This is a genomic window from Streptomyces sp. NBC_01260 (assembly GCF_036226405.1).
Taxonomy (GTDB): domain Bacteria; phylum Actinomycetota; class Actinomycetes; order Streptomycetales; family Streptomycetaceae; genus Streptomyces; species Streptomyces laculatispora.
In genome coordinates, this window is record NZ_CP108464.1 from 5982457 (window position 1) to 6007614 (window position 25158).

Consider the following 25158-nt stretch of genomic DNA (forward strand, 5'->3'; position numbering starts at 1 on the left):
GGTCCCGGAGCGGTCCACCTCGTAAGCCGGGGATCTGATCGCGCAGTCCCTGCACGCTGAGTCGATGTACAGCGAGTGGCGCCACCGGACACGCAACGGGCTGAAGCAGCTGCAGGACAGCGCGGTCAGCTTCTTCCGGCAGACCGAGCTGTTCCGGGTGTATTCCTCCTCGCTCATTCCCGGCCTGCTGCAGACCGAGGGCTACGCTGCCGCCGTGCTGGGTATGAGCGCCCGGTTCCGTGAGCTCCCTGTCGACGACAGCGCGGCCGCGGCCCGGGCCCGGGTGGAGCGCTCGCAGATCGTCCACGAACGCGGGCACCGCTTCGTCCTCCTCGTCGAGGAAGCGGTGCTGTACTACCGGATCGGCGACGCCGAGGCGATGGCTGCTCAGCTCGGGTACCTGCTGACGGCGGGCGCCTTGCCGGCGGTCTCGCTCGGCATCATCCCGAGCACCGCGCTGCGGGGGCAGTGGCCTCGCGAGACGTTTCACGTATACGACCACTCCCTTGTATCTGTGGAACTCGTCTCCGCGCAGGTGCGGATCACCCAGCCCAGTGAGATCGGGCTGTACCTGAAGGCGTTCGAGCAGATGCGCCGCACGGCCGTGTACGGGGGTGACGCCCGCGCCCTGGTCGTGAAGGCGATCGAAGCGCTCAGCTGATCCTGAACGCAGAGAAGCGCCCCCGCCCCGGCCGAAGCCGGAACAGGGGCATGGTGGTTCAGGCTTCGGTGCGCATGTGCTCCCGAACCAGCTCGTGAACATCGTCCGGCTCCGGCGGGATACCCGCGCGTTCCATGCGGGAGATCAGCCGGTCCACCGTCCAGGAGTACGCCCGCTGCAACGCACGCATCCCGCGCAACTCGGTGCGAATTTCCCCGCTCTCCCGGTCAACGCGCTCGGCGGTCTCCCGCAGGATCGCAAGGTCCACCGTGCGCTGCGCGGGCTCGGCCGCCAGACGCTGCGCCTCACGCTGGTCTGTGGCCGTGCGCAGTGCCGCCCGTGCGCTGTGCCGTCCGTGCCGCGATGACCGCACACCACCGAATACGGCGGCGGCCAGGGCCAGCCGCAGCAGTCCAGCCCACGGGCCGCGCGGGTAGTCGCCGAGGACCCCGGCTACGAAGTACGACATGGCCCAGGTGAGCGGGGGCAGCAGGGCCACGATGAATCCAGGCCAGTCCCACGGTGGCCGGAGCGCGGAGCACCCGGCGATGTTGCCGGCGCCGATCCACCCTCATGCCCAGCAGCGGAGGCGGGCAGCTGTGGTGAGGAGTCGGACTGCGCGCTGGGCCGTGGCGAGGCCCCGCACGAACTGACCGCTCCCGCCGTGCGGGCGCGCGGTCGGATCGTCCATGGGGGCGTGCCTCCTTCTGGTGGGAGGGTACGGATTTCGGCCGGTCCAAGACTTTGGGGTCTGTATGTCGCGGGCAAGGGTGAGGCTCGCGCCGGTTGGACTGCTTGGGGAATGGGCTGCATGCTGATCAGCTATGTCCCAGACGACTCATCCCGTGGTGTTATTTCAGAAGCGTCTCAGCGGCCCCGGCGTCATGCTGCTCATCTGCAACGCGATGTTGCTATGCATGGTCATAGCCAGCCTCCTGTTCTGGCAGTCTCACGCGCTACTTGTCACCGCCGTCGCGTATGGGACGGCGGTGATCTTGTGGATCGGCATGGACATCGGGCGAGAGGCGAGCCGCGAAAGAGAGAGCATCGGAGAGAGTCAACAGCGCCTGAATCTGGCCGAAAGGGACTTTGAAGAGGCCTTGCGTGGCGAGTTCCTCGAGTCCGCCGGAAAGACGCCGACGCAGATTGAGGAGCTACGACGCCGAAGGGCCCTAGCGCGCCGCCGCGATGGTGAGGTGACTGATGCTACTGAGGCGTCTGGATCGGAATCGTTGCTGGCGCCGATCGCTTCGCCGCCACATCTTGCGTTGGCGGAGTTGTGGGCCGCTACTCATGCTCGATTGGCGCTCTATCACAAGATTGCTACTGGTCAGGCGAAGCAGTCGTTTCGGAATGCGCAGGTAGCGATGTGGCTCGGGTTTGTTCTCCTCGCCGGGTTCCTCGTGGTGGCGCTGAAGGTGAGTACGACGGCGGGCAGCATCGTTGCTGGTGGTCTGGGCGCGGTGGCGGCCGCGCTCGCTGGCTTCGTGAGTCGCACCTTCGTTCGGTCTCAGGAGGCTGCTGCCGGTCACCTGCGGTCGTATTTTGATCAACCGCTTGAGCTTTCCCGATATCTTGCTGCGGAGCGGTTGATCGCTGATGCGCAGCTGAGTGACGAGCGGCGCGCAGAGATCTTGGCGGATCTTGTGCACGCGATAGTGGCTGGGCCTCCGCAGCCGGTGGCTGGTGATGATGCCGCGGCTTCCTCGCAACGGGCGGGGTAACAACGTGCGCCCGAAGTGGGATATGCGGTCAGACATGGCGATGCCCCCGCCTCGACCGAATTGCGTTGGAGGCTCTGGCATGCCCGTGTCCAGGTCGGCCGCCCCTTCCTCGCCGAGGTGACCGCCAAGAAATGAGCAGGTCATTCTTCCGTCTCGGCATGCCAGTTGACAGTGCAACGCCCTGGCCGGTCCTCCACCACGCTGGACTGCGGTGATGTGGTGGTGCCCCTTTTGGGAGGAGGTGGGGGAGCGGGGTCAGTTGCATGCCGCATGGACTTGGCGCCTCGCCACAGAACGAGGGTGCCGACGCCTCAGACCGTGGCCACCCCGCCGATGGGTGACAGGGCGTAGAAGACCGCCGGGGTACCGCCGTCGAGGACGGCACATGACGGCGCCCGCCGGTCTGGGTGAGGGGCAGGTAGGCGACGGCCGGGCTGTGAAGCAACTGCGTTCAGCCGCCCCGCCCACCCCGAGGCAGGCACGAAACCGCGTTGGACTGGATAGATGACCGGTGTAGGGCTGTTGCGAAGGTGCTGGTCACGATCCTGGGAGCGGCGGAACGAGCTGCTGCTAGCGTCCGGATTCATGAACGACAGCGTGTACGTGGGCAATGCGGGCGAGGGCGCCGCACTGGACCGGGGATGGTTGCTCGGGCACTTCAAGGACGCCGCAGATCCTCGCCACAGCGAGGCTGTAGAGATCAAATGGGGCGTTCACCCGCGTGGTGACCAGCGAGTGCAGTGGGTGAGGGGCGAGGAACGAACAGCTCTCCTGGTACTCATCAGCGGCCGCTTCCACGTCCAACTTCCGCGCCGAAGTGTGCTTTTGGCGCGGCAGGGCGATTACGTCGTCTGGGGTCATGGAGTCGACCACTCTTGGTTCGCGGAAGAAGAGTCGGTAGTGCTGACGGTTCGGTGGCCATCCGTACCCGGCTACGCAGTGACACCAGCGGAAGGCAGTGCGCGGGTGTGGCCCTGACCGTGAAGGTGCAGGCTCCGCCATTCTTGACCAGAGCCGCACGTGTGCCAGGTACGAGCGGGAATCTGCGGTCGAAGATTGTCAGGGGCGGGCCAGTGAAGACCGCATGGCCGCCATGAGCTTCTGGCGGGCCTCGCGGAAGGCGCGCCGTACCTGTGCGCACTCAGGATCGTCACGCAGATGTCCGGCGACCACCGTGTCCCGGTAGAGGAGCAACTGGTAGGCGGCGTCCCTGGCGCACTGGGCCACTTCCGGTGACGCCAGTAGCTCCAGTTGGTACTGCTTCGAGTGCACGCCGTGGCTCAGGATGCCGGCGCGGGCGAGTTCGGTCCGTTCATCCACTGGTAGATGTCCCGATCGGCTGGCGTCGCTTATGGCGTCGCGCGCCTCGGTCAGGGCCTCCAGGAACTGGGCAGACACCGTGCGCAGGGTTTCTCTGTCGCGCTCGCCTCTGTCCCGTCGCCAACGCACTCGGTCTGTGGCGAGCGTGCTGCCCACCCCGATGACCGCACCCATCACTGTGGCAACCAACGCTGTCCATTCCATGGCCTGGAGACTACGAGCCCGTCGATTCTGGCGGCCAGGGGACTGCGACTCTTCCCTCATCGCACCACGGAGCACCCTCCCGGGGTCGTCCCGGGGCTGTCTCGGGGCCCTGGAAGGGCGCTCAACCATGACCAACGCTGACAACTGCCGTCAGCTCAGCAGCGGGTCACAGCATTGGCCAATCCGCGTTCCCGCAGTTCGCACCCAGGGTCCCGTGGCGCTCTGTGTGCCCTGTGTCCTCGGCGGGGAAATGAGGTCGGGACTGTTCCTGGTACTGGTCCAGTGCCTGTCGGGTCATGGTGGCCCCGCGTGGGACACGGGTGCTGAGTTGATTCTGGCCGACGAAGTGCAGATGGTCCGGGATCAGGGCCGAGTCGGTGATCGCATCCCAGGACATGTTCAGGTTCATCTACGCCGACGCGATACCTGTAAAGAAATATGGCCAGCCGCAATACGTCTTTCGGGCCCACAAGGTGAACTGGGCGTAGTGCCGCACCAGTTCAGCCCACCGCAGTAAGCTGGAGGCCAGTTCAGGCAATGCGTAGCATCCCATGGAAGAGGTCGCGTGGCGGTACTGGTCGACGAGCTCATGAAAAGGAAACTGCGTCCTCTTGGTCGTCATCTCACCCTTTACGCCTCTGTATTGTCCGTGGCCCTCGTCGCTGGGTGTACGAGCGACTCCGATGGACCGAGTGCACCGGCGAGCAGCCCAGGCCGGCAGCAGAAGCCCTCGAACGTGTCCGATCCCACCGACGGGCGACTGGGCAGGCAGGTCGAGGAGGCCCTCGGCACAGCCGAGGTCAGCGACAGTGATCCGCTGTTTGTAGAGGCCGGCCTTGAGCGGGTCGGTGGCGGGTTCCACTCGGTGCCTGAACTGGCCCGAGGGCATTCGTACGAGTTGTCGGTGGTCTGTGCCGGAAAGGGCAAGATCCGCCTTTCCGTAGCCCTGAAGAACCCCGTTCTCCAGACCCTTGATTGCGACGGTGTCACGTTCCGGCAGCGCCTCACGGTGTCGGCGGCCACGGTCGAGATCGACGGCGACGGGATGAAGGGGGCTGCGGGGATGGTGGGTTGGCGCCTGGACAAGGTGAAGAAGTAGGTCGCAGGTTCATCAAGGCGCGGCACGATATTGTGCGCCGCATCCATTTCGGTGTCGCTTGGGCCGTCCTCGCGATCCGCGCCACTTCGGCCTGGTCGTAGGGGAGTTGCGGGCCCGCGGGATCGAGGTGGCGGTTCCGGAGCTGCATCGGGGCTCGCTCCCGGCCGACACGGAAGCCGTGCAGGAGGTCGTTGATGCCATGGGGGAGCCGCCGTTGGTTCTGGGCCACTCCTGCGGCGGGTCGGTCATCACCGGTCTGACGGGCGTGGGGCATCTGGTGTATCTGGCGGCCTTCGTGCCTGCTGAGGGGGAGAGCGCGGCTGGTCTTGGTGGCTCGACCGAGCTTCTGGCCTCTTCCGTCGTGCAGGACGGAGGCGGCCTCACTCACGTGGACCCGGCGGCAGCCATGGAGTTGTTCTACGACGACGCCCCGATCGGGCATGCGACCTGGGCGGCGTCCTTGCTGCGGCCGCAGGGGCCGGGGTGCGGGCGAGGTGTGCCGCAACGTCAGGCGTGGTGCGGCACGCCTTCCACGTACGTCGTCTGCGCGCGGGATCGCGCGATCGACCCCGGGCTGCAGTGGACGATGAGCAGGCGTTGTGGCAGCGCGACGGCCTGGAAAACGAGCCACTCGCCCTTCATCAGTGAGCCCGGGAGAGTCGCCGCCGTACTGCGGAGCCTGCTTCGTCCCCGGGGTGGGCGCCTCAGCGCAGGGCTGTCGTGAACGCGGCGCGATGCGCGGTTGTGAAGGCGTGCTCGCGGTGGGACCAGGCGATTCGCTCGGTGATCTGATCCTCCGAGGCGATCCGGGGTGCCGGCGTGCGGCGGTGCGCGTGCCACCAGTCGGCGTTGCGGGCCTGGCGGTCGGCGATCGCGTCGAGGAGGCCGCCGCGGGCCCGGTCCGGGAGTCCGTAGGCGTCGGCGAGGACTCGCACCTGGGCGGCCTGCTCTTCGGCGGGCGGCGCCTCGGACTTGGAGGTGATGCACCAGGTCCAGGCCATGTAGCCGAGGTCTTCGAGCGGGTCTCCCGGAGCGGCGGTGTCGAAGTCGATGAAGGCCACGGGGCGGTCCTCGCGGAATACGGTGTTGTTGGGTCCGGGATCGTGGTGGCAGACCACCGGGTGTGCTCCGGCGAGCGTGCTGCCTCGGGTGGCGTCGTGCAGGTCCCGCAACAGGGCCCCGGCCGCGCCCACTTGGGCATCGGTCCACCGCTGGAATCGGCGTGGCACCCAGCCGGGAAGGTAGCTGAGGATGTCACGGCCTGCCTGATCGTGGCCGAGATGGCGCGGTGCGCCGGTGAAGCCCTGCCTGTTCAGGTGTCCGAGCAGGTCGGCAGCGAAGGGCGAACAAGCGCCGACGGGGCGCCGGACCGTGTCACCGACCCGTACGACGCCCTGGGTGATACGGCCCCCGCACATCGGTACTTCGTCTTCGGCGATTTCCATGTCTCTCACGTCTCTCACGCCTTCCGCCGTCTCCACTGGGCCATTCATTCTGTCGATCCACCGTTCTGTCGTTCTCTCGTATGGGCTTTCAGTTCCGGCGGCGGGATACGGTGCCACCTGGCAGGAGGGTCATGACCACCACCACCGACCGGCAGGAGCGCGGAGGGCGTGCCCTGTCCCCGCTGCGGATACCGGCCTTTCGCCGGTTCCTGCTGGCCCACCTCGTATCCGCGACGGGTTCGGCGATGGCGCCCGTGGCGCTCGCGTTCGCCGTGATCGGTCACGGCGGGGGCGCGCAGTCGCTCGGGATCGTGCTCGCGGCGAACACCGTGCCGACCCTGGTCTTCCTTCTGCTGGGCGGCGTGCTCGCGGACCGGATGTCCCGTAGCCGGATCCTCTTCCTCGGGAATCTCGGTGCCGGGCTCGCCCAGGGGGCGGTCGGCTTTCTGGTGGCGACGGGGGCGGCGACGACACTCGCGATCAGCGTCTGTGCCTGCTTCTCCGGGGTGTCGGCCGCCTTCGTCACGCCTGCTGCCCAGGGGATCGCGAGTCGGCTCGTACCGAAGGAACAACTGCAGCAGGCCAACGCGCTGGTCCGGGTTCCCGGGAACGCCGTCAAGATCATGGGGCCGGTCGTCGGCGGATTCGTCGTGGCGTTCGCGGGCCCTGCCTGGGCGCTCGGGTGGGACGCGGGCACGTTCGTCGTTGCCGCTCTTCTCCTGCTCGGGCTCCGGCTCGTCGGCTCCGTCCCCACCGGGCGCGGTGCCGTGGGCGATCTCCGGGCCGGTTGGGCCGGCTTCCGCTCGCGGAGCTGGCTGTGGAGCTACACCGTGGCCGGGACCGCGGTTGTGGCGGCCTGGCTGGCCGGATACCAGTTGCTCGGGCCGCTCGTGGCGGCCGACAGCTATGCGGGTGCCGGTTCCTGGGGGCTCGTGCAGGGCGCCTTCGCCGCCGGGCTTCTCATGGGTACGTTCCTCTGCCTGGCCTGGAAGCCGCGACGGCTGATGCTGGTCTGTGTGACGGCCAGTGGGGGAATCATGCTCCCGCTGGCCGCCCTGGGGCTGGAGCTGCCCCTCGGCTGGGTGCTCGTGGCCGCCGTTGTCGCCGGCGCCGGGCTGGACGTCGCGATCGTCTCCTGGTCCACGATCATGCAACAGCAGCTACGAGACGCGGAGTTGGGACGCCTCGGCGCGTTCAATGCCGTGGGTGAACGCATCGCCGTCCCGATCGCGTACCTGCTGGTGGCGCTGGCCTCGAAGCACTGGACCAGTCAGCACATTCTGCTGGTGTGCGCGGGAACCATCCTCGCCGCCACCCTGGCCAATGCGTGCGTGCGCGATGTGTACCGGATCAACCGGGCGTGAATCGCGGGCCGTGGCGATGCGCGCGTCCGGCATCCGGCTGCGCGATCCCTGACGGGCCACTGGTTTGTATATGTCGGTCACCGACCTATAGTTGCCCCCGTGAAGCCCCGCCCCGGGGTCGGTCGAAGCTGCGGCTGCTACCGGGGCAGAGCCCTGCAACGGAGATGGAGCAGCCATGGCCAGCAAGAAGAACCTCGTCGCCAACCGCGAATCCCTCGTCCACAAGGTCCGGTACGCCGCGAGCCGGCCGGACCGCATAGCCCCGTATCTGAGGCGGGCCGCCCGTGACCGCTGGCTGGCCTTCAAGCACCCCGGCCATGTGAACTACTACCGGGCCGTGATGGCCTCGGACACCCGCCGCAACCCCGAGGCCGCCGTCGGCAGTCAGACGCACGAGCGCTGGCTGGCGCTGGGGCAGATGCAGTTCGACTACCTCCTGGGGCACGGACTCGCCCCCGGGGCTCGCATGCTGGACATCGGCTGCGGCAACCTCCGCGCGGGCTGGCGCTTCATCGAACACCTCGAAGCCGGGCACTATTACGGCATCGACATCTCGCCCGACATCCTGATTGCCGCGAAGCAGACGCTGGCGGCTCAGGGGCTCCAGGCCAAGGTCCCGCATCTGACCATCACCAAGGACCTGACGCTGGACTTCCTGCCCGACGGGTACTTCGACGTCGTTCACGCGCACAGCGTGTTCTCGCACTCGCCGATCGAGATCATCGACGAGTGCCTCGCCCACGTCGGCCGGGTGCTGGCCCCCGGTGGTCACTTCGACTTCACCTTCGACCGCACCACCGGTGCCGAACACCAGGTCCTGCGCGAGGACTTCTACTACCGGACCCAGACCCTCGTCGACCTCGCGGCCCGGCACGGGCTGGCCGCGCGGTTCATGGAGGACTGGGAACGGCTCGGCCACGGACAGTCCAAGATCCGGGTCAGCGCCGGGTGACGTGACCGGCCCCCGGGCGCGCGTGGTGCCCGCGTCCGGCGCCTCGTGAGCGGCGGGGGCATGGCGCCGGCGGCCTCAGCGGTTGCCGGTCGTGCCGGAGTTGCGGTCGCGCACGCGCCACAGGCGCAGGATCACGGCCGCGCCGGCGAGCAGGACGACGACCGGGAGCAGTGTGTCCTGGTCCACCACCCCGGCGGAATACCCCATGGCGACGAAGGGCGTTGAGGCGAGGGCGAATTGGCCGACGGTCCGGATGCCGGCCAGCGCCCGGAGGCCCGTCAGGGCCAGGGCGGCGGCCATGGGGGCGCCGAGGCGCCACAGGACGATGGCCCCGAGCCCGTTCGCATCGGCCAGAGCGAGGACGGCCACGGAGAGCGGGGCCCAGATCGCCAGCGCCACGATCCCCGCCGTACTCCGCATCCGGCCGGGCGGGCGCAGGTCCGGCGGGCAGGCCAGTGGGACAGCGGCCGCGACCACCGGTGCCGGCAGGTACGCCACGAACTCCAGCGGCACGGCCGCACCCGCCGTCAGGCAGACCGCCAACAGAACGACGGCAGTGCCCAGCACGCCCGCGAGTGCGCACCGCGCGCCGGCAGCGAAGCGCCCGCCCAGCGCCACGACCGCTCCGACGAGGGCCAGCAGGTCGCAGCCGCCCAGGACGTAGCTGAGCGGCACCAGGAAATCGGGGTTTCCGCTGATGATCCGGTCGCCGATCACCGAGACGAGGTCGAAGGCGGCATACGCGGCCGTCGCCGCCAGTGCGAAGGGGGCCGTGGCCGCGAAGAGGCGGCCGCCGCGCTGTGTGGACCCCAGGTGCAGGCGGAGGCGGAGCGCGTGCGCCACGATGTCGCAGGCCTCCCTGAACCGGGCGGTCCGGCCGGCCCCTTCGGTCGCCTCGCGGTAGGCCTCGGCTATCTCGTCCCCGAAGGCACGCCTGAATCCCGCCGGGTACAGACGCAGCAGCGGCAAGCTCATGCGGTGGCCGGCTTCCCCGAGACGCCCAGGCGCCGGGTGGCCTCACGCGCGGTCGCGGCGATCCGCTGCACCTCGGCGGCCAGGCCCTGCCGACCGGCCGGGGTGAGGGTGTAGGTGCGCCGCAGCCTGCTGTCCACGACCTCCTCCGCGTGCACTTCGATCAGCCCCTCGTTCAAGAGGCGCTCCAGGCCTCCGTACAGCGTGCCGGTCCGCATCGTTACCCGCCCGCCCGAGATCTTCTCGACCTCACGCGCGATCGCGTAGCCGTGGCGGGGCTCGTCCGCGAGCGCGGTCAGGAGGAGCAGGGTCGGTTCCTGCATCGCACGATCACTCATGTCCTGCATAATAGGTCACTCACCGGCATATACCGGCAGGGTGAGGGGCTGGTTCGGCGCCTGTCAGGTGCTGCTGGTTCGCCCGGTTCCCGGCTGGTGCTCGTCCGGGAGTGACTTCCCCAGCCGGGCCAGTGGGGACAGGGCCATGAACAGCGGGGACAGTGCCATGGCGGCGGCGGTGAGGAGTAGGCTCGTGCGCAGTCCCCACCGCGCGGCCAGGAAGCCGCCCAGCAGCGAGCCGAGCGGCGTCAGTCCCGTCCCGGCGAACGGCCGGCCGGAGCCGGCGTCGTAGCTCAGGCGTTGCAGTGCCTTGGCCAGGCGGGGCAGGTAGGGGGCGGGGCTGACCTGGGCGAGCACCCGGTACCTCCCCCGGGCAAGGGCCGCTTGGTGGTCGAGGGCTACGAACCGGTCCTGGGTCGCGGCCTGTTCCGGCGGGTCGGCGGGCCGGCGGTGGCCAGTGGTCACCACCGGCCACCACCGATCATCAGCGGTCATCGCCTCCAGAACAGGAGGTGGGTGACTCCGCTGGGGCTCGGAACCGAGTCGAGGTGGAAGCGGTCGAGCAGCTCGGTGTGGCTCTCCCACAGCCGTTCGCCCTGGCCCAGGTCGACGGGTGCGACGGCGATGTGCATCGTGTCGATCAGGTCGGCCTCAAGGAACTCGCGGACGGTGGCGACCCCGCCACCGAGGCGCACGTCCCGGCCGTCGGCGGCCTCCTTCGCGCGGGCCAGCGCCTCGGCCGGTTTCGCGTCGAGGAAATGGAACGTGGTGTCCGCCAGGGTGAAGGAGGGGCGCTCGTGATGGGTGAGTACGAAGACCGGCGTACGGAAGGGCGGGTTGTCTCCCCACCAGCCCTGCCACTCGTGGTTCTCCCACGGGCCGCGCTGGGGGCCGAACTTATTGCGCCCCATGATCTCCGCGCCCACGTTGTGGGTGTGGGCGCGGGTCATGTAGTCGTCCAGGCCTCGCGTGCCGCCGGGGTCGGTGCGGTTCACCCAGCTGGCGGTGGCGCCCGCCCAGGAGAACAGGGCGGTGGCATCTCCGTGGCCGAAGGGCCGTTCCAGGCTCTGGCCCTCACCGGCACCGAAACCGTCCCGCGACACGTTGAAGCACTGCACCCTCAACAGCTGTGACATGCATCCTCCTCTGAGTGACGACAAGCAACAACCGGTTGCAACAAACAACCGGTTGTACAGTACTAGGCTGAGGGCATGCCGCAACCAGGAGAGACGGGCCGCCTGCCCGTGCCGGAGGGGAAATCGGGCTGCCCGATCAACTTGACCGTCGAGCTGCTGGGTGACCGGTGGAGTCTGGTCGTGCTGCGGGATGTCATGTTCGGCGGCTACCGGCACTTCCGTGAGCTCCTCGCGCATTCGGTCGAGGGCATCGCGTCGAACATCCTCGCCGCCCGGCTGTCGAAGCTCGTGGGTGCCGGTCTGCTCACCCGGCACGATGATCCGAGCCACCGGCAGAAGATCGAGTACCGGCTCACCGAGGCGTCGATCCAGCTCGTTCCGCTCATGACGCAGCTGGGCGACTGGGGCTCCCGATGGCTCCCGACCACACCCGAGCTGTCGATCCGCGCCCAGCTCCTCGCTCGCGGCGGCCCCGAAATGGGGGAGAGGTTCATGGACGAGCTCCGCGCCATGCACCTCGAAGGCCGTCCGCAGCGTGCCGACGGTGTCCTCGCCGAACTCACCCTGGCCTACGAACGCGCCGTTTCCGAAGGCTGAGTACTGCTGAGCGGTGCTGGATGTCAGCGGTGGCCGGTGGGGCGATCCAGCGCGTGGACCGTGACGGGACTGCCGTTCAGCTCGTCCTGCCGGCGCGGCGCGAAGCCGAGGCGCTCAGCCACCCTTACCGACGGCATGTTGCCCGGCCGGATGAGAGCGGTGAAGTAGTCGGCTTCGAGCGTGGCGAAGCCCCAGTCCAGGCAGGCCCGGGCCGCCTCGGTCGCGTATCCGCGCCCCCAGTGCTCCGCCCGGAGGGTCCAGCCCAGCTCGACCTCGTCGAACTGCGGCCAGTACTGCAGACCGCTTCGGCCGATGAACTCGCCGCTCGACCGGAGCTCCACCGCGCACAGGCCATGACCCCGCTCTGCCCACTGCCGCTCGATCCCGGCGAGCCGTTCCAGTGCCTGCTGACGGGAGTATGCCCCGACGAATCGATTGACCTCCGGATCGGCGTGGAGCTCGACGAAGGCATCGGCATCCGAGGTCGCAAGGGGGCGCAGGGTGAGTCGCTCCGTCTCGATCATGCCTGCGAGCGTAGGTCCTACGTCGCCCGGAAGCAGCCGGTCGCGTCGAGGCGGGGTGTGTCCGCCAGGGAAGCCGGGCCAGGACCCGGCCCGGCCCCTGCCGTCGCCCCGCGGTACCGCTCGGGACCGGCCCGCTATCCGGCCGCCAGGGCCCCGCCGAGGTCCCGGGCCATCAGCGTGCACATCGTCTCGTACCGGCGAACCGAGCCGTCCGGGGCCAGCTCGTCCCAGGAGTCGGGCTGTCGGCCGTACGCCACGTATCCCAGGCGCTCGTACAGCGCGCGGGCACGCGGGTTGTCCTCCTCCACGCCGAGTTCGGCCCGCCGCAGGCCCCGGGAGGCGATCCGGCGTTCGGCGGCGCCGATCAGGAACGTGCCGATCCCGCAGGACTGGAGCGCGGGATGGACCGCCAGTTGCCACAGCGTGCCCACGCCCTCCCGGGCGCCGTAGTCGACCCCGCCGATCGCGACCGGGACGCCCGACGGCGGACACACCGCCAGGTAGTCCACCTCGCCGCGCCGGGCCCGTGCCAGCTGCCCTGCGATGTTCTCCAGGTGGAGCGGCGAGCCCGACCACCCGCAGGACTCCAGATCGCCGGGAACCAGATCGCGGGCCGAGAGCTTCAGTACGACGTCGGTCATCGTCACCACCTCCGACCGGCAAGGATTCCTTCCGGCGGACGTCCCCGCCAAGCGGATTTCTCCGGCCGGGCCGGGTGCCGCCCCCACTCGTTCGGCCGCGCCCAGGTGGACGCCCCCGAACGTGCCCGCCAGGGTCGGTCTGACGTGCAGTTCCACCGGTCAAGGAGTTCCCATGGCACAGTCAGCGTCCACACCGGGTACGCCCCACTCGCGCACGGCCGATTCGCGGGACGTCAACCCCTGGGCGGCAGGCGGGATCATGTTCGCCGGCGTCCTGCTCATGGTCGACGGTGTTCTGGGGGCGATCAAGGGCATCGCCGGAATCGCGTCCAACGATGTCTACGCGCGGATCAACGACTACGCCTTCAAGTTCGACGTGACGGCCTGGGGCTGGATCCACCTGGCTCTCGGTATCGTCCTCGTCGTGGTCGGCTGGGGAATCCTCAGAGGCATCGGCTGGGCCCGTTGGGTCGGTGTGGCGCTGGCGGCGCTCAACATGATCGCCAACTTCATGTGGCTGCCCTACCAGCCGGTCTGGGCCGTGGTCTCCCTCGCCATCGACACCTTCGTGATCTGGGCCCTGTGCACGGATCGCTCGAAGGCGGTCATCTGAGGGCAGTTCTTGAGTCGGGAACGGTGGACCGGGCCATGACCGACCGCGTCCTCATGCATGCCGCCGAACCCGCCGACGTTCTTGCGCAGCTCCATCGCGTGACCCGGCGGGGTGCCCGGATCGGCCTTGCCGAGCCCGCTCGGGACACCTTGATCGTCGATGCCGATCGACCGGGGACGCGTCGGCCGAGACCACGGCCACCGCTGGTTCGGCGGCCTCTCCGCGGGGCCGTTCTACGCGTCGTTCACTCTCGGCAGCGTGATCTGCTCTCGCTGACCCGGCCGGCAGCTCCCGGTGTGCTGCCCCGCCCCCGGGCTGCGGGGCCGGGACGTTGCCCGGGACGTTGTCAGTGGCGCGGTCCACACTTGAGACATGTGCCGCAGTATCAAGACCCTTCGCCCACCCGTCCTCCCCGAAGAGGCCACCGAGGAGGACATCCGCGCCGCCGCCCTGCAGTTCGTCCGCAAGGTGTCCGGCTTCCGTGCCCCGGCCGCGCACAACAGGGAAGTCTTCGACCGTGCCGTCGACGAGATCGCCGCGTCGACCGCCAGGCTGCTGGACGGGCTGGAAGTGCGGGGAGGCGTCAGGACGCCGTAGGGACCGGGGCCGGGGCAGCGGTGGCAGCGGCCGCGGCGGCCGCCGCGGCGGGGCGCCGCATCAGCAGTGCGGCGAACGCGCCCGCGACGAACAGCGCGAGGACCGAGATCGCCGTGCCCAGCCAGCTCGCGCCGAGCCACTGGGCGCCGAAGTAGCCGAGCCCCACGCTGTAGCCGGCCCAGGCCACGCCCGCCACCGCGGACCACGGCAGGAATTCCTTCACCTTGCGGTGCGAGGCGCCCGCGCCCAGGGAGACGACCGAGCGTCCGGCCGGGGCGAAGCGGGCGATCACGACGAGGGCGCCGCCGCCGCGGCTCAGCGCGGCGCCGAGACGTTCCTGCGCTGAGGTGAGGCGGCGGGAGCGGGCGATGGCGCGGTCCAGGCGTGCGCCACCGCGCCAGGCCAGCCGGTACGCGACGAGGTCGCCGAGCACCGAGGCGCTGGCCGCGCAGAGGATCAGGGCCAGGAGCGAGGGGACCTCGGTGACGTGGCGGGCGGCGCCCGCGGCGTCGGCGGCCACCGTGCTGGTGCCCGCGGCGGCCGCCGTGGCGGCCGTGATCACGAGGACACCGCTGGGCAGCACAGGGAGGAAGACGTCCAGAAGCACCGAGAGGGCGACCACAACGTAGATCCATGGGCTGCCGGTCAGCGCACCCACACTCTCAAGCACCTTCTACTCCCCGATTCGTGACAACGCCGCGACGTCGCAGGGGAGCGGCAGGAGCGGCAGGTCCAGCTGTACAGCGTACGCCTGCCGTTCACCTGTAGATCCATATATATGCGTGATGTTGGGCACCTCACGTGTGTGTCACATGAGGCTTGTGTGTCAGTCGAGTGTGCCTCGAAGTGCGACCGGCATACGTCGCACCCGCGCCTCGGGTACGCCGGGAAGCGGCATTCCCGGCGTACCCGGGGCGGAGTGCCCGAGGCGGCGCGGCGGGCCCGGTCGGTGCGGGCCCGCGTCCTCGTACGGGTCGGGCGGGTCAGGCGGCGACCGGGGAGGCGGGTTCGGGCGCGCGCTCCTCGGCGCGCCGTGCGGCGGAGCGGGACGTGAACAGCCGGTCCAGGGCCAGGGCGCCGGGACCGGTGAAGACGAGCAGCAGGAACACCCAGCTGTAGACGGCCGAGGGCTCGCCGCCGTTCTGCAGCGGGAAGAGCGCCTCGGGCTGGTGGACCTTGAAGTACGCGTACGCCATGGAGCCGGAGGAGATCAGAGCGGCGATGCGGGTGCCGAGGCCCAGCACCACCAGGCTGCCGCCGACGAGCTGGATGACCGCCGCGTACCAGCCCGGCCAGGTGCCGGCGGGTATCGATCCACCGCCCATGGCGCCGCCCAGGACGCCGAAGATCGAGGCGGCACCGTGGCAGGCGAAGAGCAGGCCTACGACGATTCGGAAGAGCGCGAGGGCGTAGGGCTGGGCCCGGTTCAGGCGTGTGTGCATGGGGGGAGGCTCCTTCGGTCTAGTGGGGACGTGAACCGACTGAGCGCTACAGGTTAGGCAAACCTCACCAATACTTGCAAGTTCAACGTTTAGTTGACTGGCTGAAAGTCGACGGCCCGTCATCGGTCAGCGGGCGCTCGAATACCGTCTGGAGCTGGGCCCCTGTCCTCCTTGACTTGGCCTGAACCAATGACAGCGCAGCTTTCCGGCCATGCAGCGTGAGTGTCATCAGCTGGTTGCCGAACCATGGCCCGTCCGTCTTGTGCCACCGGACCGGAGGTGTACCAGTGCGCCCGTGCCGCGCCAGCAGCCGCCCGAGCCGCCGCCCCGCCCGGCTCCAGCCGAAACGGAAGGCGGCCCTGAGCGGACCGGGGATCGAGTTGTGCACGGGAGAGCAGGTCAGTTGCAGGACGCGGGCCTCCGGCGCGCTGCCGGGGGCCTCGGCGGGCCAGGCGGGTTCCGCGATGTACGCATGGTGCACATCGCCCGACAGCACGCATACCGTCGCCGGTGCGTCCGGGCCGCTGCCCACCTCCCGGATCAGCTCCGTCAGTTGCCCGAACGAATCGGGGAACGCGGCCCAATGCTCCAGGTCGGAGCGTTGCCGCAGGTGCTCACCGACGCGCGCCCAGCGGCCGTCCGGACCGCCCCGCTCGCCCCGGCAGAGCGCGGAGCTCCACTGCTCCGCGTCGTGTACCAGTGGCGGCAGCAGCCATGGAAGCGAGGTGCCGATCAGGAGGTGGTCGAAAGAACCGGGCCCGGACAGCGCCTCCTCGCGCAGCCAGCGCGCCTCCCGCGGGTGGAGCATCGCCCGCTGCCGCTCGTCGAGCACCCGGGCCGCGCGGCTGTCCACCATGAGCAGCCGTACTCGGCCGAAAACGCGTCGGTAGCTCCAGCGGGTTCCGGTGGGGTCCGCGTCGGCCCCGGCCGCGAACCGGCGCACCGCTTCGGTGCCGTCCGGGGTGGCGTGCACCGCCGCGTAGAGCGGATCCGCCGCCAGCTCGGCGGGGGAGAGGTTGCCCAGGTGCTGATAGACCCAGTACGACATCAGTCCGCTGACGATCCGCTCGTGCCACCAGGGCGTGGAACGGATCTCGGTGAGCCAGGCGGCGCTGGTGTTCCAGTCGTCGATGACATCGTGATCGTCGAAGATCATGCAGCTGGGGACCGTCGAGAGCAGCCAGCGCACCTCGGGGTCGCGCCACGACTCGTCGTACAGGCAGGTGTACTCGTCGTAGTCCGCGACCTCCGCCCCCGGCGGCTCGTCCAGATCGCGCCGCGCCGCGAGCCTGCGCCGGGTCGCCTGCGAGGTCTCGTCCGCGTACACCTGGTCGCCCAGGAGCAGCAGGACGTCGGGGCGGACGGCGTCGGGATCGGCGGCGAGCCGGGCGGCGAGGGTGTCCAGGGCGTCCGGTCCGACGGGGTCGGACCGGACGGACGCGTGAGCGCCGGCGGGGGGAGCCGCCCAGCGGCAGGAGCCGAAGGAGATCCGGACCGTCCCCGGCCCGCCTGCCTCGCCGCTCCCGTTTGCCTCGCGGCCCTCGCCGTCTTCGTCGCCGCCGGTGGATATCGGCGGGGTGGTGATCGTGCTCGCCGGGAATCCGTGGTCCTCGGGCGGCCACACCCGGCGGTCGTCGAGCAGTACCTCGTACGCCGTGGTGGAGCCGGGAGTCAGGCCGGTCACCACCACCAGGGCGTAGTGGTGCCCGGCGACCGCGAAGGTCCGCGACGAGCCCGAGGCCCCGTCCGCGCACCGGACCACGGCCGTGCACGGCCGGTCCGCCTCGACCCAGACGGTCGCGGTGGAGGCGGTCTCCCAGTCGACGTACCGCAGTAGTGGTCCCAGGCGCAGCCCGGCCATGTGGTGCTCCTCACGTCGTTCCGTACGGACAGTTCCGTACGGGTGGTTCGTACGGCGGGTTCGTACCGTACGGAACGACGGGGGAGCGCGGGGCGGTTCCGGGGGCCGGCCGTCAGGTGGACAGGCCGCCCTTCAGTGGTCGTTCAGCAGCCGTTGAGCACGGACTGCAGCGCGGTCTTCTCGGCCGGGTCGACGGTCAGGCCGTAGTAGTGCTTCACGTCCACCCAGGCGCGTACGTACGTGCACTGGTACGCGGTGCGTGAGGGGAGCCACTTCGCCGGGTCCTTGTCGCCCTTGGACTGGTTGACGTTGTCGGTGACCGCGATGAGCTGGGGGCGCGTCAGATCGTTGGCGTACGCCTGTCGTTGGGCGGTGGTCCAGCCGGCTGCGCCGGACCGCCAGGCCTCGGCCAGCGGGACCATGTGGTCGATGTCCAGATCGGCTGCGGCGGTCCAGGTGGCTCCGTCGTACTCCGAGTACCAACTGCCGCTCACGGCGGCGCAGCTGGAGTCCTGCGAGACGTTCGTGCCGTCCCGCTTCAGGACCACCTCGCGGGTGTTGCAAGCGCCCGACTGGGTGATCCAGTGCGGGAACTTGTCCCTGCTGTAACCGGTCGAGGAGCCCTCCGCCTGCACGGTCAGCTGGCTCAGATAGGTGCGGGCGGTGGACGCGGCCACCGGGGTGGGCATGGCTGCCTGGGCGCTGGGAGCGGTGAGCAGCCCGGTGGTTGCGGCGAGGGCGGCGGAGGCGGCGAGGACGGCTATGCGACGCGCGTAGATACCTGACATGCGAACTCCCTTGATGTGGGGGGACCTTGGGCGGGTCGTCCGAAACGGCCCGGCCATCGTGGCGGCGCAAGGTTTCCGTGGGGTGGGCGCCAGGTAACAGAGTGGCGACATGGGCACGTCACATCAAGGGGTCTGACGAAGAGGTTCGGGGTGCGGGGGCGTACGGAAGTGTGTGCGCGGGCGTACGGAACTGATGAGACGGCAGTTCCGCGCTGGGGGGACGGGCCGGAGACCCGGTCGCGCCGGCGCCGGGGATTCCGGTTCGCGGCAGGGGATCGGCCGCGGGGTCTTAGGGTGGCCGCGTGCTGCTACCGGTCAACATCACACTCGGGGTCGTCCTCGCCCTGCTGCTCGCGGCGGCCGCCGGCGTCTCCGCTTTCGCCTCGCTCGGCCGGTCGCGGCAGATCGTGCTGGCCGGGCTGCGGGCGGCGGCGCAACTCGCCGCGGTCTCCTCGCTCATTGGCTGGGTGGTCCACGCCGTCGCGCCGACGCTCGCGTTCATCGCGTTGATGTTCGGCGTGGCGGTGTGGACCGCGGGTCACCGCGTCACCGACAACCGCACCTGGCGGTGGGTGGCCCTGCCGATCGGGGTGGGGGTCGTGCCGGTGGTCGCGATGCTGCTGCTCACCGGGCTGGTGCCGGTCCGGGGCATCGCGCTGATCCCGGTGACCGGCATCCTCATCGGGGGCGCCCTGACCGCGACCGTGCTCGGCGGGCGGCGGGCGCTCGACGAGCTGGCGACCCGGCACGGGGAGGTGGAGGCGGCGATGGCGCTCGGCTTCCCGGACCGTGACGCGCGGCTGGAGATCGCCCGGCCCGCGGCGTCGGACGCGCTGCTGCCTGGGCTCGACCAGACCCGGACGGTGGGGCTCGTCACGCTGCCCGGGGCCTTCGTCGGCATGCTGCTGGGCGGCGCCTCACCGGTGCAGGCGGGCGCCGTACAGCTGTTCGTGCTGGTGGCGCTGATGGCCGTACAGGCGACGGCCGTCGCGACCGTGCTGGAACTGGTGGCGCGGGGACGGCTTCACCGCGACGGGGGAGGGGCCTCGGCTATCGGGCGCTGATGTGGAGCAGGACCGAGCCGTCGGCCGCCGCCTCCACCCGGATCTGCGTCAGGTCCTCGACGTGCGCGTCCGGGGAGAGCGCCGCCGCGCGCGGGCCCACGCCCACGACGCGCATGCCCGCCGCCCGGCCCGCCGCGATGCCCGCTTCGGAGTCCTCGAAGACGATGCAGTCCGCCGGTTCGAAGCCCAGCCCGGCGGCGCCCTTGAGGAAGCCCTCCGGGTCCGGCTTGCTGGCGCCCACGCCCTCGGCGGTGACCCGGAGCTCGGGCATCCGCAGTCCGGCCGCGGCCATCCGGACCTGCGCCAGCGCCCGGTCGGCCGAGGTGACCAGGGCGTGCGGGAGCGCGGCGATCGCGTCCATGAAGACGTCGGCGCCGCCGATCGGGACGACGCCGGCGGTGTCGGCGGTCTCCTCGGCGAGCATCACCCGGTTGTCCGCGTGGTTCTGCTCCATCGGACGGTCCGGGAGGAGCACCGCCATGGTGGCGTACCCCTGCCGGCCGTGGACCACCTTGAGCGCGGCCTCCGGGTCCAGGCCGTTCCGCAGCGCCCAGCGCCGCCAGCAGCGCTCCACGACGGCGTCGGAATTCACCAGGGTCCCGTCCATGTCGAGCAGGAGGGCGCGGGCGGTGAGAACGGTGGCCGGCATGGGCGGGCTCCAGAGCGGGGAGGCGAACTGCGCGGAACGCGGGCGACGCGCGAAGGCGTGCGACGCGGCAGAGCGGGCAGTGCGGTGCGACGCCGTAGGACGGGCAACGCGGGAAAGAGATCAAGCGGCCCCCGCCCGCCGGTCAGGGAGTGCGTTTGGGGGCCACTTTGTTCCATCACGATACAAAAACCTGCCCGGGAAAGCCAATCCCTCCGCGGATCCGGCCCCGTGTGGATCAGCCGCGCCCCCGACCCGTGGTGACCGCCTCCAGCGCACGCCGGGTGTTCGGTCCGTAGACCCCCTCCGCATCGCCCTGGATGTACATCGAGGACTGGAAGTTGCTGACGGCCCGCTCGACCCGGTCGGTGAAGTCGGCGTCGGCGGGGCCGCGGAACAGCCAGACCTCCTGGAGCCGGCGTTGCAGTTCGGCCACCTCCGGGCCGTGGTCGCCGCGGCGCAGCGTGGCACCTTCCTGCGGCTGGGCGGGCGGGGCCACCGACTCCGGACCCCCGGCGTCCGCCGTGGCCGCCGGGGAGGACGCGGCGGCGGAGCCCGACGGGCCGGCGGACGCGGAACGGGACGCCGAGGCGCTGGCCGTCGGCGACGCGGATGCGGACGTGGATGCGGACGCGGAGGCGGACGGTGACGCCGTGACCGACCGGGACGGCGACGCGGAGGCGGATGCCGTCGTGGAGGCCGACGGTGCGGCGCTCTCCTCGGGGAGGCTGGTGACCGTGGAGGGCAGGACCGGATCGAGGTCGGCGTCCCCGTTGCCGTCCCCGTTGAACAGCCCGCCGACGAAGGCCGCGGTGCCCACCACCGCGACGACGGCCGCCCCCACGGCCAGCGCGGCGAAGGGTCTGCGGCGGCGCGGCTGCACGGGGTCCGGTCCCGTCGTGAGGACCGGGGCGCCCGGGTGGCCGTCCGGACCGTCCGGCCCGGCGGCGTCCGACAGCGGGCCCGGCCCCGCCGGGTCCAGGAACAGCGGCATCGTGGTGGCCGCGTCCCCCGCATGGCCGTCCGTCACGTACCCCTTCGGCTCGTCCCGGCCGGCCGCCGTCTCCTCGCCGCCCAGCGTCACGTACGGCCGGATGCGCAGCGGGTCGAAGTCCTCGGCGGCCGCGAACTCGGCCGACCGCTCGGCGTGGTGCTCCTCGACGATGCGGTGCTGCTCGGCGGTCCGCTGCTCCTCGGTGACGTGCTGCTGTCCGGCACTGTGCTGAGCCGCGCCTTGCGCGCAGCCGCAGCCCGGACCGGCGCCAGGTCTGCCGTCCGTACCGCACTCCGGGCATATATGTCCGGTCATTGTGGGTCCCCTCCCCTTGAACTGCCTGCGATTATGCAGCCCGCCGCCGGGAAGCCCAATCATGCGGCCCCTCGGCAGGCCATAACGGTGCAAAACAGACAGGATGGGTGCGTAGAGCGGATCCGAGGAGATGTTTCATGGCCCAGCAGTTGAGCCCTCCGGCCCCGGCCCCCGGCGAAAACCGCTCCACGCGGTCTGTCCTGGTGGCGATCGGCGCCCTGCTTCTCGGCATGCTGCTCGCCGCACTCGACCAGACCATCGTCTCCACCGCACTGCCGACCATCGTCAGTGACCTCGGCGGCCTGGAGCATCTGTCGTGGGTGGTCACGGCCTACCTGCTGGCATCGACCGCCGCGACCCCGCTCTGGGGCAAGCTGGGCGACCAGTACGGGCGCAAGCGGCTCTTCCAGATCGCCATCGTCATCTTCCTGATCGGCTCCGCGCTCTGCGGCATCGCCCAGAACATGCCGCAGCTGATCGGCTTCCGCGCCCTCCAGGGGCTCGGCGGCGGCGGACTGATCGTGCTGTCGATGGCGATCGTCGGCGATATCGTCCCGCCGCGCGAACGAGGCAAGTACCAGGGCCTGTTCGGAGCGGTGTTCGGCGCGACGAGCGTGCTCGGACCGCTCCTGGGCGGCTTCTTCACCGAACAGCTCAGCTGGCGCTGGGTCTTCTACATCAACCTCCCCATCGGTGTCGTCGCCCTCGCCGTGATCGCCGCGGTGCTGCACATCCCGGTCCGCCGGACGAAGCACACCATCGACTACCTCGGCACCTTCCTCATCGCCGCGGTCGCCACCTGTCTGGTCCTGGTCGCCTCGCTCGGCGGCACCACCTGGGCCTGGGGCTCGACGCAGATCGTCGGTCTCGCCGTGGTCAGTGTGCTGCTGCTGATCGCCTTCGTGTACGTGGAGCGGCGCGCCGCCGAACCCGTACTGCCGCTGAAGCTGTTCCGGATCAGGACCTTCAGCCTCGTCGCCGTGATCAGCTTCGTCATCGGCTTCGCGATGTTCGGCGCGATGACCTATCTGCCGACCTTCCTGCAGGTGGTGCACGGCATCACGCCGACGATGTCCGGCGTCCACATGCTCCCGATGGTGTTCGGCCTGCTCATCACCTCGACCGGGTCCGGCCAGATCGTCAGCCGGACGGGCCGCTGGAAGATCTTCCCGATCCTCGGCACCGGCATCACGGCGATCGGCCTGCTGCTCCTGCACCGGCTCACGGAGCACAGCAGCACGCTGGAGATGAGCCTCTACTTCTTCGTCTTCGGTGCCGGACTCGGTCTGGTGATGCAGGTCCTCGTCCTGATCGTGCAGAACGCGGTGAGCTACCAGGACCTCGGCGTCGCCACCTCGGGGGCGACCTTCTTCCGTTCCATCGGCGCCTCGTTCGGTGTCGCCATCTTCGGCACCATCTTCACCAACCGGCTCACCGACAAGCTCGGTGCGGCGCTCGCGGGCCGGACGCTGCCGCCCGGGGTCAGCGCGCACGGACTGGCCTCCGACCCGCGCGCCGTCAGCCGGCTGCCGCCCGCGATCCGCCAGCCGGTGCTCAGCGCGTACTCGACGTCGATCACCGATGTGTTCCTGTACGCGGCCCCCGTCGTCCTGATCGCCTTCGTCTTCGCCTGGCTGCTCAAGGAGGACAAGCTGCGCGGCTCGGTGACCGCCCCCGACACCAGCGAGACCCTGGCGTCGAACCCGGTCGAGCGGTCCTCGTACGACGAATGCGCCCGCGCACTCTCGGTCCTCGCCACCAGGGAGGGCCGCCGCGAGGTCTACGTGAAGATCACCGAGAAGGCCGGACTCGACCTGCTGCCCGCGGCGAGCTGGATGCTGCTGCGCATCAAACGGCACGGCACCGTCGAGCCCGCCCGGCTCGCCGAGGTCGCCCCGGTGCCGCTGCGGGTGATCAGCGAGGCGGGCCGGGAGCTGGAGGAACGCGGCCTGGCCCGCCGGGTGGGGGTGCAACTGGTGCTCACCGAGCCCGGCGCGGAGGCCGTGGTGAAGCTCTCGCACGCCCGGGAGGAGTCGCTGGCGGAGTTGCTCGGCGACTGGTGGGGTCCGGACCGGCCGACCGACCTGGTCGCCCTGGTGTCGGAGCTGACGGCCGAGACGAGCGGATCGAGCAAGGAGCGCCCGCACAGCCCGGAGCCGAAGCGGGACCACCACGCCCCCTGAGGACGGGGCCGGTCAGACGGTGGTGCGGAGCTCCTTGGCGAACCAGTGCTCGGCGTACTGGTTGCGGTGGTGGAACGCCGGGACCTCCCGGTAGCCGTGCTTCGCGTACAGCCCGCGCGCCTCGACCAGGTCGCTGCGGGTGTCGAGGCGCAGCTGCCGGACACCCAGGGCCCGCGCCCGGCCCTCGATCGCCGCGAGCAGCAGCCCGCCGCCTCCCGTGCCGCGCACCTCGGGGCGTACGAACACCCGGGTCAGCTCCGCGACCTCCGGGTCCGTCACGACCAGCCCGGCGCAGGCCGCCGCCCGTCCCCCGAACCGGCCGACGACGAACTCACCGGTCGGCGGGACCAGCAGCTCGGCGCCGTCGTCGGTGAGCCCCTCGTCCAGCTCCTCGACGGTCGCGGGCCGCCCCCAGTAGCGGCTCGCGACCTCGTCGTAGTAGTCCCGGCGCAGCAGGGCGGCGTCGGGGGAGTCGAAGCGTTCGGGGGTCACGGTCCACGTCATTGGTTCATTCTGTCTTGCGCACAGCTGTGCGGAGAAGCGAATTGCTTGCAGGGGGCATCGGTGACGCGGGAGACGGGATCGACGACGAGGGCCGGGGCGGTCCAGCGGCTCGGCGAGAGGTGGATACGGGAGCTGGCCGGGCCGGGCGGCGGGAGCTTCGTGTGCTCGCCGGCCGGGCTCTGGCTGGCCCTGGCGGTGGTCGCGGCAGGGGCGCGCGGGGAGACCGCCGACGAGCTGCGGGCGGTGCTCGGGGTGGCGGAGCGGCAGGCCGCCGACGCGGTGGCGGCCGGGGTGCGCGAGCTGGCGGCCACCGACGCGCTGGGGGTGGCGACCCGGGTGTGGACCCGGGTGCCGGTCTACCGGGAGTACCGGGAGGCGCTGACTGACGTCGGGTTCGGGCCGATGGACGCCACCGGGGTCGACGCCTGGGTGCGGGAGGCCACCGGAGGGCTGATCGAGCGGCTGCCGCTGGACATCAGTGCCGAGATGCTGCTGGTGCTCGTCAACGTGCTGGCGCTGAAGGCACGGTGGGACGAACCGTTCGCACCCGAGGACACCAGGGACCTGCCGTTCACCGACGCGGCCGGAGTGAGCCGTGCGGTGCCGACCATGCACGCCACACGTGGGCCGTGGGACGGCTGGACGGTGCGCGGCGCCCACGTCGTCGAGCTGCGCTGCCGCACCGAGCGGGCCGGCGGGGTCCCGGCCCGGGTCCGGCTGGTGCTGGGGGAGCCGGGCGCGGGAGCGGCGGACGTACTGCCCGCGGCCTGGGCGCCGCAGGCGCTGCGCACCCCGCTGGACGCGGACGTCCTGAGCATCGCGGTCCCGCGATTCACCCTGCGTACGAACGTTCAGGTCACCGATCAGTTGCCGGCGCTCGGGATCCGGGTCGCGACGAGCGCCGCCGCCGACTTCGGGTGGATGTCGCCCGAGCCGCTCCTGATCTCCCAGGTGGTGCAGGAGGCCGTGGTGAAGGTCGCCGAGGAGGGCGTGCAGGCCGCGGCCGTGACCGTCATCGCCGCACCGGGGGGCGCGGCGCCCGTGCAGCAGCGCTTCCGGCGCATCGCCTTCGACCGCCCGTTCGGGATCGTGGTCCTGGACGGCAGCGGCGAGGTCCCGCTCTTCACCGGCTGGCAGGCGGACACCCCGGTGGAGGGCTGAGCCCCGCAGGGCG

The 25158-nt window shown here is 70.5% G+C and carries 27 protein-coding genes and 2 pseudogenes; 13 read left to right on the forward strand and 16 right to left on the reverse strand.

The window, feature by feature from the left end:
* Positions 1-25: 25 nt before the first annotated feature.
* Positions 26-661: pseudogene (locus OG322_RS26605) on the forward strand (DUF5753 domain-containing protein); the annotation flags it as partial.
* Between the two features lie 58 nt (positions 662-719).
* Here the strand turns inward: OG322_RS26605 and OG322_RS26610 are convergent.
* Complete coding sequence (locus OG322_RS26610) at positions 720-1160, reverse strand: hypothetical protein (RefSeq protein WP_329307047.1); 441 nt, start codon at positions 1158-1160, stop codon at positions 720-722.
* Between the two features lie 325 nt (positions 1161-1485).
* On the opposite strand from OG322_RS26610, the gene OG322_RS26615 reads away from it, so the two are divergent.
* Positions 1486-2385, forward strand: a complete 900-nt coding sequence (locus tag OG322_RS26615) for a hypothetical protein (protein WP_329307048.1) — start codon at positions 1486-1488, stop codon at positions 2383-2385.
* A 585-nt stretch (positions 2386-2970) separates the two neighbouring features.
* Positions 2971-3363 carry a signal peptidase I gene (locus OG322_RS26620; protein WP_123470617.1) on the forward strand — a complete coding sequence of 131 codons (393 nt, stop codon included), beginning with the start codon at positions 2971-2973 and terminating at the stop codon, positions 3361-3363.
* An 81-nt stretch (positions 3364-3444) separates the two neighbouring features.
* Here the strand turns inward: OG322_RS26620 and OG322_RS26625 are convergent, their stop codons facing one another.
* On the reverse strand, positions 3445-3783 hold the full coding sequence (locus OG322_RS26625; RefSeq protein WP_241199954.1) for a hypothetical protein: 339 nt from the start codon (positions 3781-3783) through the stop codon (positions 3445-3447).
* Between the two features lie 862 nt (positions 3784-4645).
* On the opposite strand from OG322_RS26625, the gene OG322_RS26630 reads away from it, so the two are divergent.
* Entirely contained in the window at positions 4646-5008 is a 363-nt protein-coding gene (locus OG322_RS26630) for a hypothetical protein (RefSeq protein ID WP_329307049.1), read from the forward strand.
* A gap of 58 nt (positions 5009-5066) precedes the next feature.
* A complete protein-coding gene (locus OG322_RS26635; protein ID WP_329307050.1) occupies positions 5067-5732 on the forward strand; it encodes an alpha/beta hydrolase in 666 nt (221 codons plus the stop codon).
* Here OG322_RS26635 and OG322_RS26640 read toward each other — a convergent pair.
* Complete coding sequence (locus tag OG322_RS26640) at positions 5713-6453, reverse strand: aminoglycoside phosphotransferase family protein (protein WP_124285142.1); 741 nt, start codon at positions 6451-6453, stop codon at positions 5713-5715. The two genes, OG322_RS26635 and OG322_RS26640, sit on opposite strands and share 20 nt — an antisense overlap.
* A gap of 131 nt (positions 6454-6584) precedes the next feature.
* On the opposite strand from OG322_RS26640, the gene OG322_RS26645 reads away from it, so the two are divergent.
* Positions 6585-7817, forward strand: a complete 1233-nt coding sequence (locus OG322_RS26645; protein ID WP_329307051.1) for an MFS transporter — start codon at positions 6585-6587, stop codon at positions 7815-7817.
* Positions 7818-7992: 175 nt separating this feature from the next.
* A complete protein-coding gene (locus OG322_RS26650; protein WP_123470597.1) occupies positions 7993-8769 on the forward strand; it encodes a class I SAM-dependent methyltransferase in 777 nt (258 codons plus the stop codon).
* Positions 8770-8844: 75 nt separating this feature from the next.
* On the opposite strand, the gene OG322_RS26655 is transcribed toward OG322_RS26650, so the two are convergent.
* From OG322_RS26655 to OG322_RS26670, 4 genes and pseudogenes are all read right to left on the reverse strand, one after another.
* The gene (locus tag OG322_RS26655) at positions 8845-9744 is read right to left on the reverse strand and encodes a hypothetical protein (protein ID WP_123470595.1); all 900 of its coding nucleotides are present in this window, start codon (positions 9742-9744) and stop codon (positions 8845-8847) included.
* Positions 9741-10079, reverse strand: a complete 339-nt coding sequence (locus tag OG322_RS26660; protein ID WP_123471474.1) for a PadR family transcriptional regulator — start codon at positions 10077-10079, stop codon at positions 9741-9743. The genes OG322_RS26655 and OG322_RS26660 overlap by 4 nt, the downstream gene beginning before the upstream one ends.
* A 63-nt stretch (positions 10080-10142) precedes the next feature.
* A pseudogene (locus OG322_RS26665) lies at positions 10143-10346 on the reverse strand (MFS transporter); the annotation flags it as partial.
* 224 nt (positions 10347-10570) lie between these two features.
* Complete coding sequence (locus tag OG322_RS26670) at positions 10571-11215, reverse strand: dihydrofolate reductase family protein (RefSeq protein WP_123470592.1); 645 nt, start codon at positions 11213-11215, stop codon at positions 10571-10573.
* A 75-nt stretch (positions 11216-11290) separates the two neighbouring features.
* Here OG322_RS26670 and OG322_RS26675 point away from each other — a divergent pair, with 75 nt between their 5' ends.
* Positions 11291-11812, forward strand: a complete 522-nt coding sequence (locus OG322_RS26675; RefSeq protein ID WP_266412095.1) for a winged helix-turn-helix transcriptional regulator — start codon at positions 11291-11293, stop codon at positions 11810-11812.
* Between the two features lie 23 nt (positions 11813-11835).
* On the opposite strand, the gene OG322_RS26680 is transcribed toward OG322_RS26675, so the two are convergent.
* Both OG322_RS26680 and OG322_RS26685 read right to left on the reverse strand, forming a co-directional pair.
* Entirely contained in the window at positions 11836-12336 is a 501-nt protein-coding gene (locus OG322_RS26680; RefSeq protein WP_123470587.1) for a GNAT family N-acetyltransferase, read from the reverse strand.
* A gap of 134 nt (positions 12337-12470) precedes the next feature.
* Positions 12471-12977 (reverse strand): GNAT family N-acetyltransferase, encoded by a 507-nt coding sequence (locus tag OG322_RS26685; protein WP_123471473.1) that lies wholly within the window; start codon positions 12975-12977, stop codon positions 12471-12473.
* 172 nt (positions 12978-13149) lie between these two features.
* Between OG322_RS26685 and OG322_RS26690 the strand changes: the two genes are divergently transcribed.
* A complete protein-coding gene (locus tag OG322_RS26690; RefSeq protein WP_123470585.1) occupies positions 13150-13590 on the forward strand; it encodes a DUF7144 family membrane protein in 441 nt (146 codons plus the stop codon).
* A gap of 372 nt (positions 13591-13962) precedes the next feature.
* Positions 13963-14187 carry a DUF2277 domain-containing protein gene (locus OG322_RS26695; protein ID WP_123470583.1) on the forward strand — a complete coding sequence of 75 codons (225 nt, stop codon included), beginning with the start codon at positions 13963-13965 and terminating at the stop codon, positions 14185-14187.
* On the opposite strand, the gene OG322_RS26700 is transcribed toward OG322_RS26695, so the two are convergent.
* From OG322_RS26700 to OG322_RS26715, 4 genes are all read right to left on the reverse strand, one after another.
* On the reverse strand, positions 14174-14857 hold the full coding sequence (locus OG322_RS26700; protein ID WP_123470581.1) for a DedA family protein: 684 nt from the start codon (positions 14855-14857) through the stop codon (positions 14174-14176). The genes OG322_RS26695 and OG322_RS26700 overlap by 14 nt on opposite strands.
* Positions 14858-15170: 313 nt before the next feature.
* On the reverse strand, positions 15171-15629 hold the full coding sequence (locus OG322_RS26705) for a DoxX family protein (RefSeq protein WP_266412096.1): 459 nt from the start codon (positions 15627-15629) through the stop codon (positions 15171-15173).
* 82 nt (positions 15630-15711) lie between these two features.
* Positions 15712-17490, reverse strand: a complete 1779-nt coding sequence (locus OG322_RS26710; protein WP_329307052.1) for an alkaline phosphatase D family protein — start codon at positions 17488-17490, stop codon at positions 15712-15714.
* Between the two features lie 143 nt (positions 17491-17633).
* On the reverse strand, positions 17634-18278 hold the full coding sequence (locus tag OG322_RS26715; RefSeq protein ID WP_123470574.1) for an HNH endonuclease family protein: 645 nt from the start codon (positions 18276-18278) through the stop codon (positions 17634-17636).
* Between the two features lie 302 nt (positions 18279-18580).
* Here OG322_RS26715 and OG322_RS26720 point away from each other — a divergent pair, with 302 nt between their 5' ends.
* Positions 18581-19342, forward strand: coding sequence for an ABC transporter permease (locus OG322_RS26720; protein ID WP_123470572.1), 762 nt, complete (start codon positions 18581-18583; stop codon positions 19340-19342).
* Here the strand turns inward: OG322_RS26720 and OG322_RS26725 are convergent.
* Positions 19329-19991: an HAD-IA family hydrolase gene (locus OG322_RS26725; RefSeq protein ID WP_123470570.1), complete on the reverse strand. Its 663-nt coding sequence runs from the start codon at positions 19989-19991 to the stop codon at positions 19329-19331. The genes OG322_RS26720 and OG322_RS26725 overlap by 14 nt on opposite strands.
* Positions 19992-20226: 235 nt before the next feature.
* Positions 20227-21297 (reverse strand): peptidoglycan-binding domain-containing protein, encoded by a 1071-nt coding sequence (locus OG322_RS26730; protein ID WP_329307053.1) that lies wholly within the window; start codon positions 21295-21297, stop codon positions 20227-20229.
* A gap of 137 nt (positions 21298-21434) precedes the next feature.
* Here OG322_RS26730 and OG322_RS26735 point away from each other — a divergent pair, with 137 nt between their 5' ends.
* Positions 21435-23480 carry an MDR family MFS transporter gene (locus OG322_RS26735; protein WP_123470565.1) on the forward strand — a complete coding sequence of 682 codons (2046 nt, stop codon included), beginning with the start codon at positions 21435-21437 and terminating at the stop codon, positions 23478-23480.
* Between the two features lie 12 nt (positions 23481-23492).
* On the opposite strand, the gene OG322_RS26740 is transcribed toward OG322_RS26735, so the two are convergent.
* Positions 23493-23984 carry a GNAT family N-acetyltransferase gene (locus tag OG322_RS26740; protein ID WP_123470562.1) on the reverse strand — a complete coding sequence of 164 codons (492 nt, stop codon included), beginning with the start codon at positions 23982-23984 and terminating at the stop codon, positions 23493-23495.
* Positions 23985-24044: 60 nt separating this feature from the next.
* On the opposite strand from OG322_RS26740, the gene OG322_RS26745 reads away from it, so the two are divergent.
* Positions 24045-25145, forward strand: coding sequence for a serpin family protein (locus OG322_RS26745; RefSeq protein ID WP_329307054.1), 1101 nt, complete (start codon positions 24045-24047; stop codon positions 25143-25145).
* Positions 25146-25158: the final 13 nt, after the last annotated feature.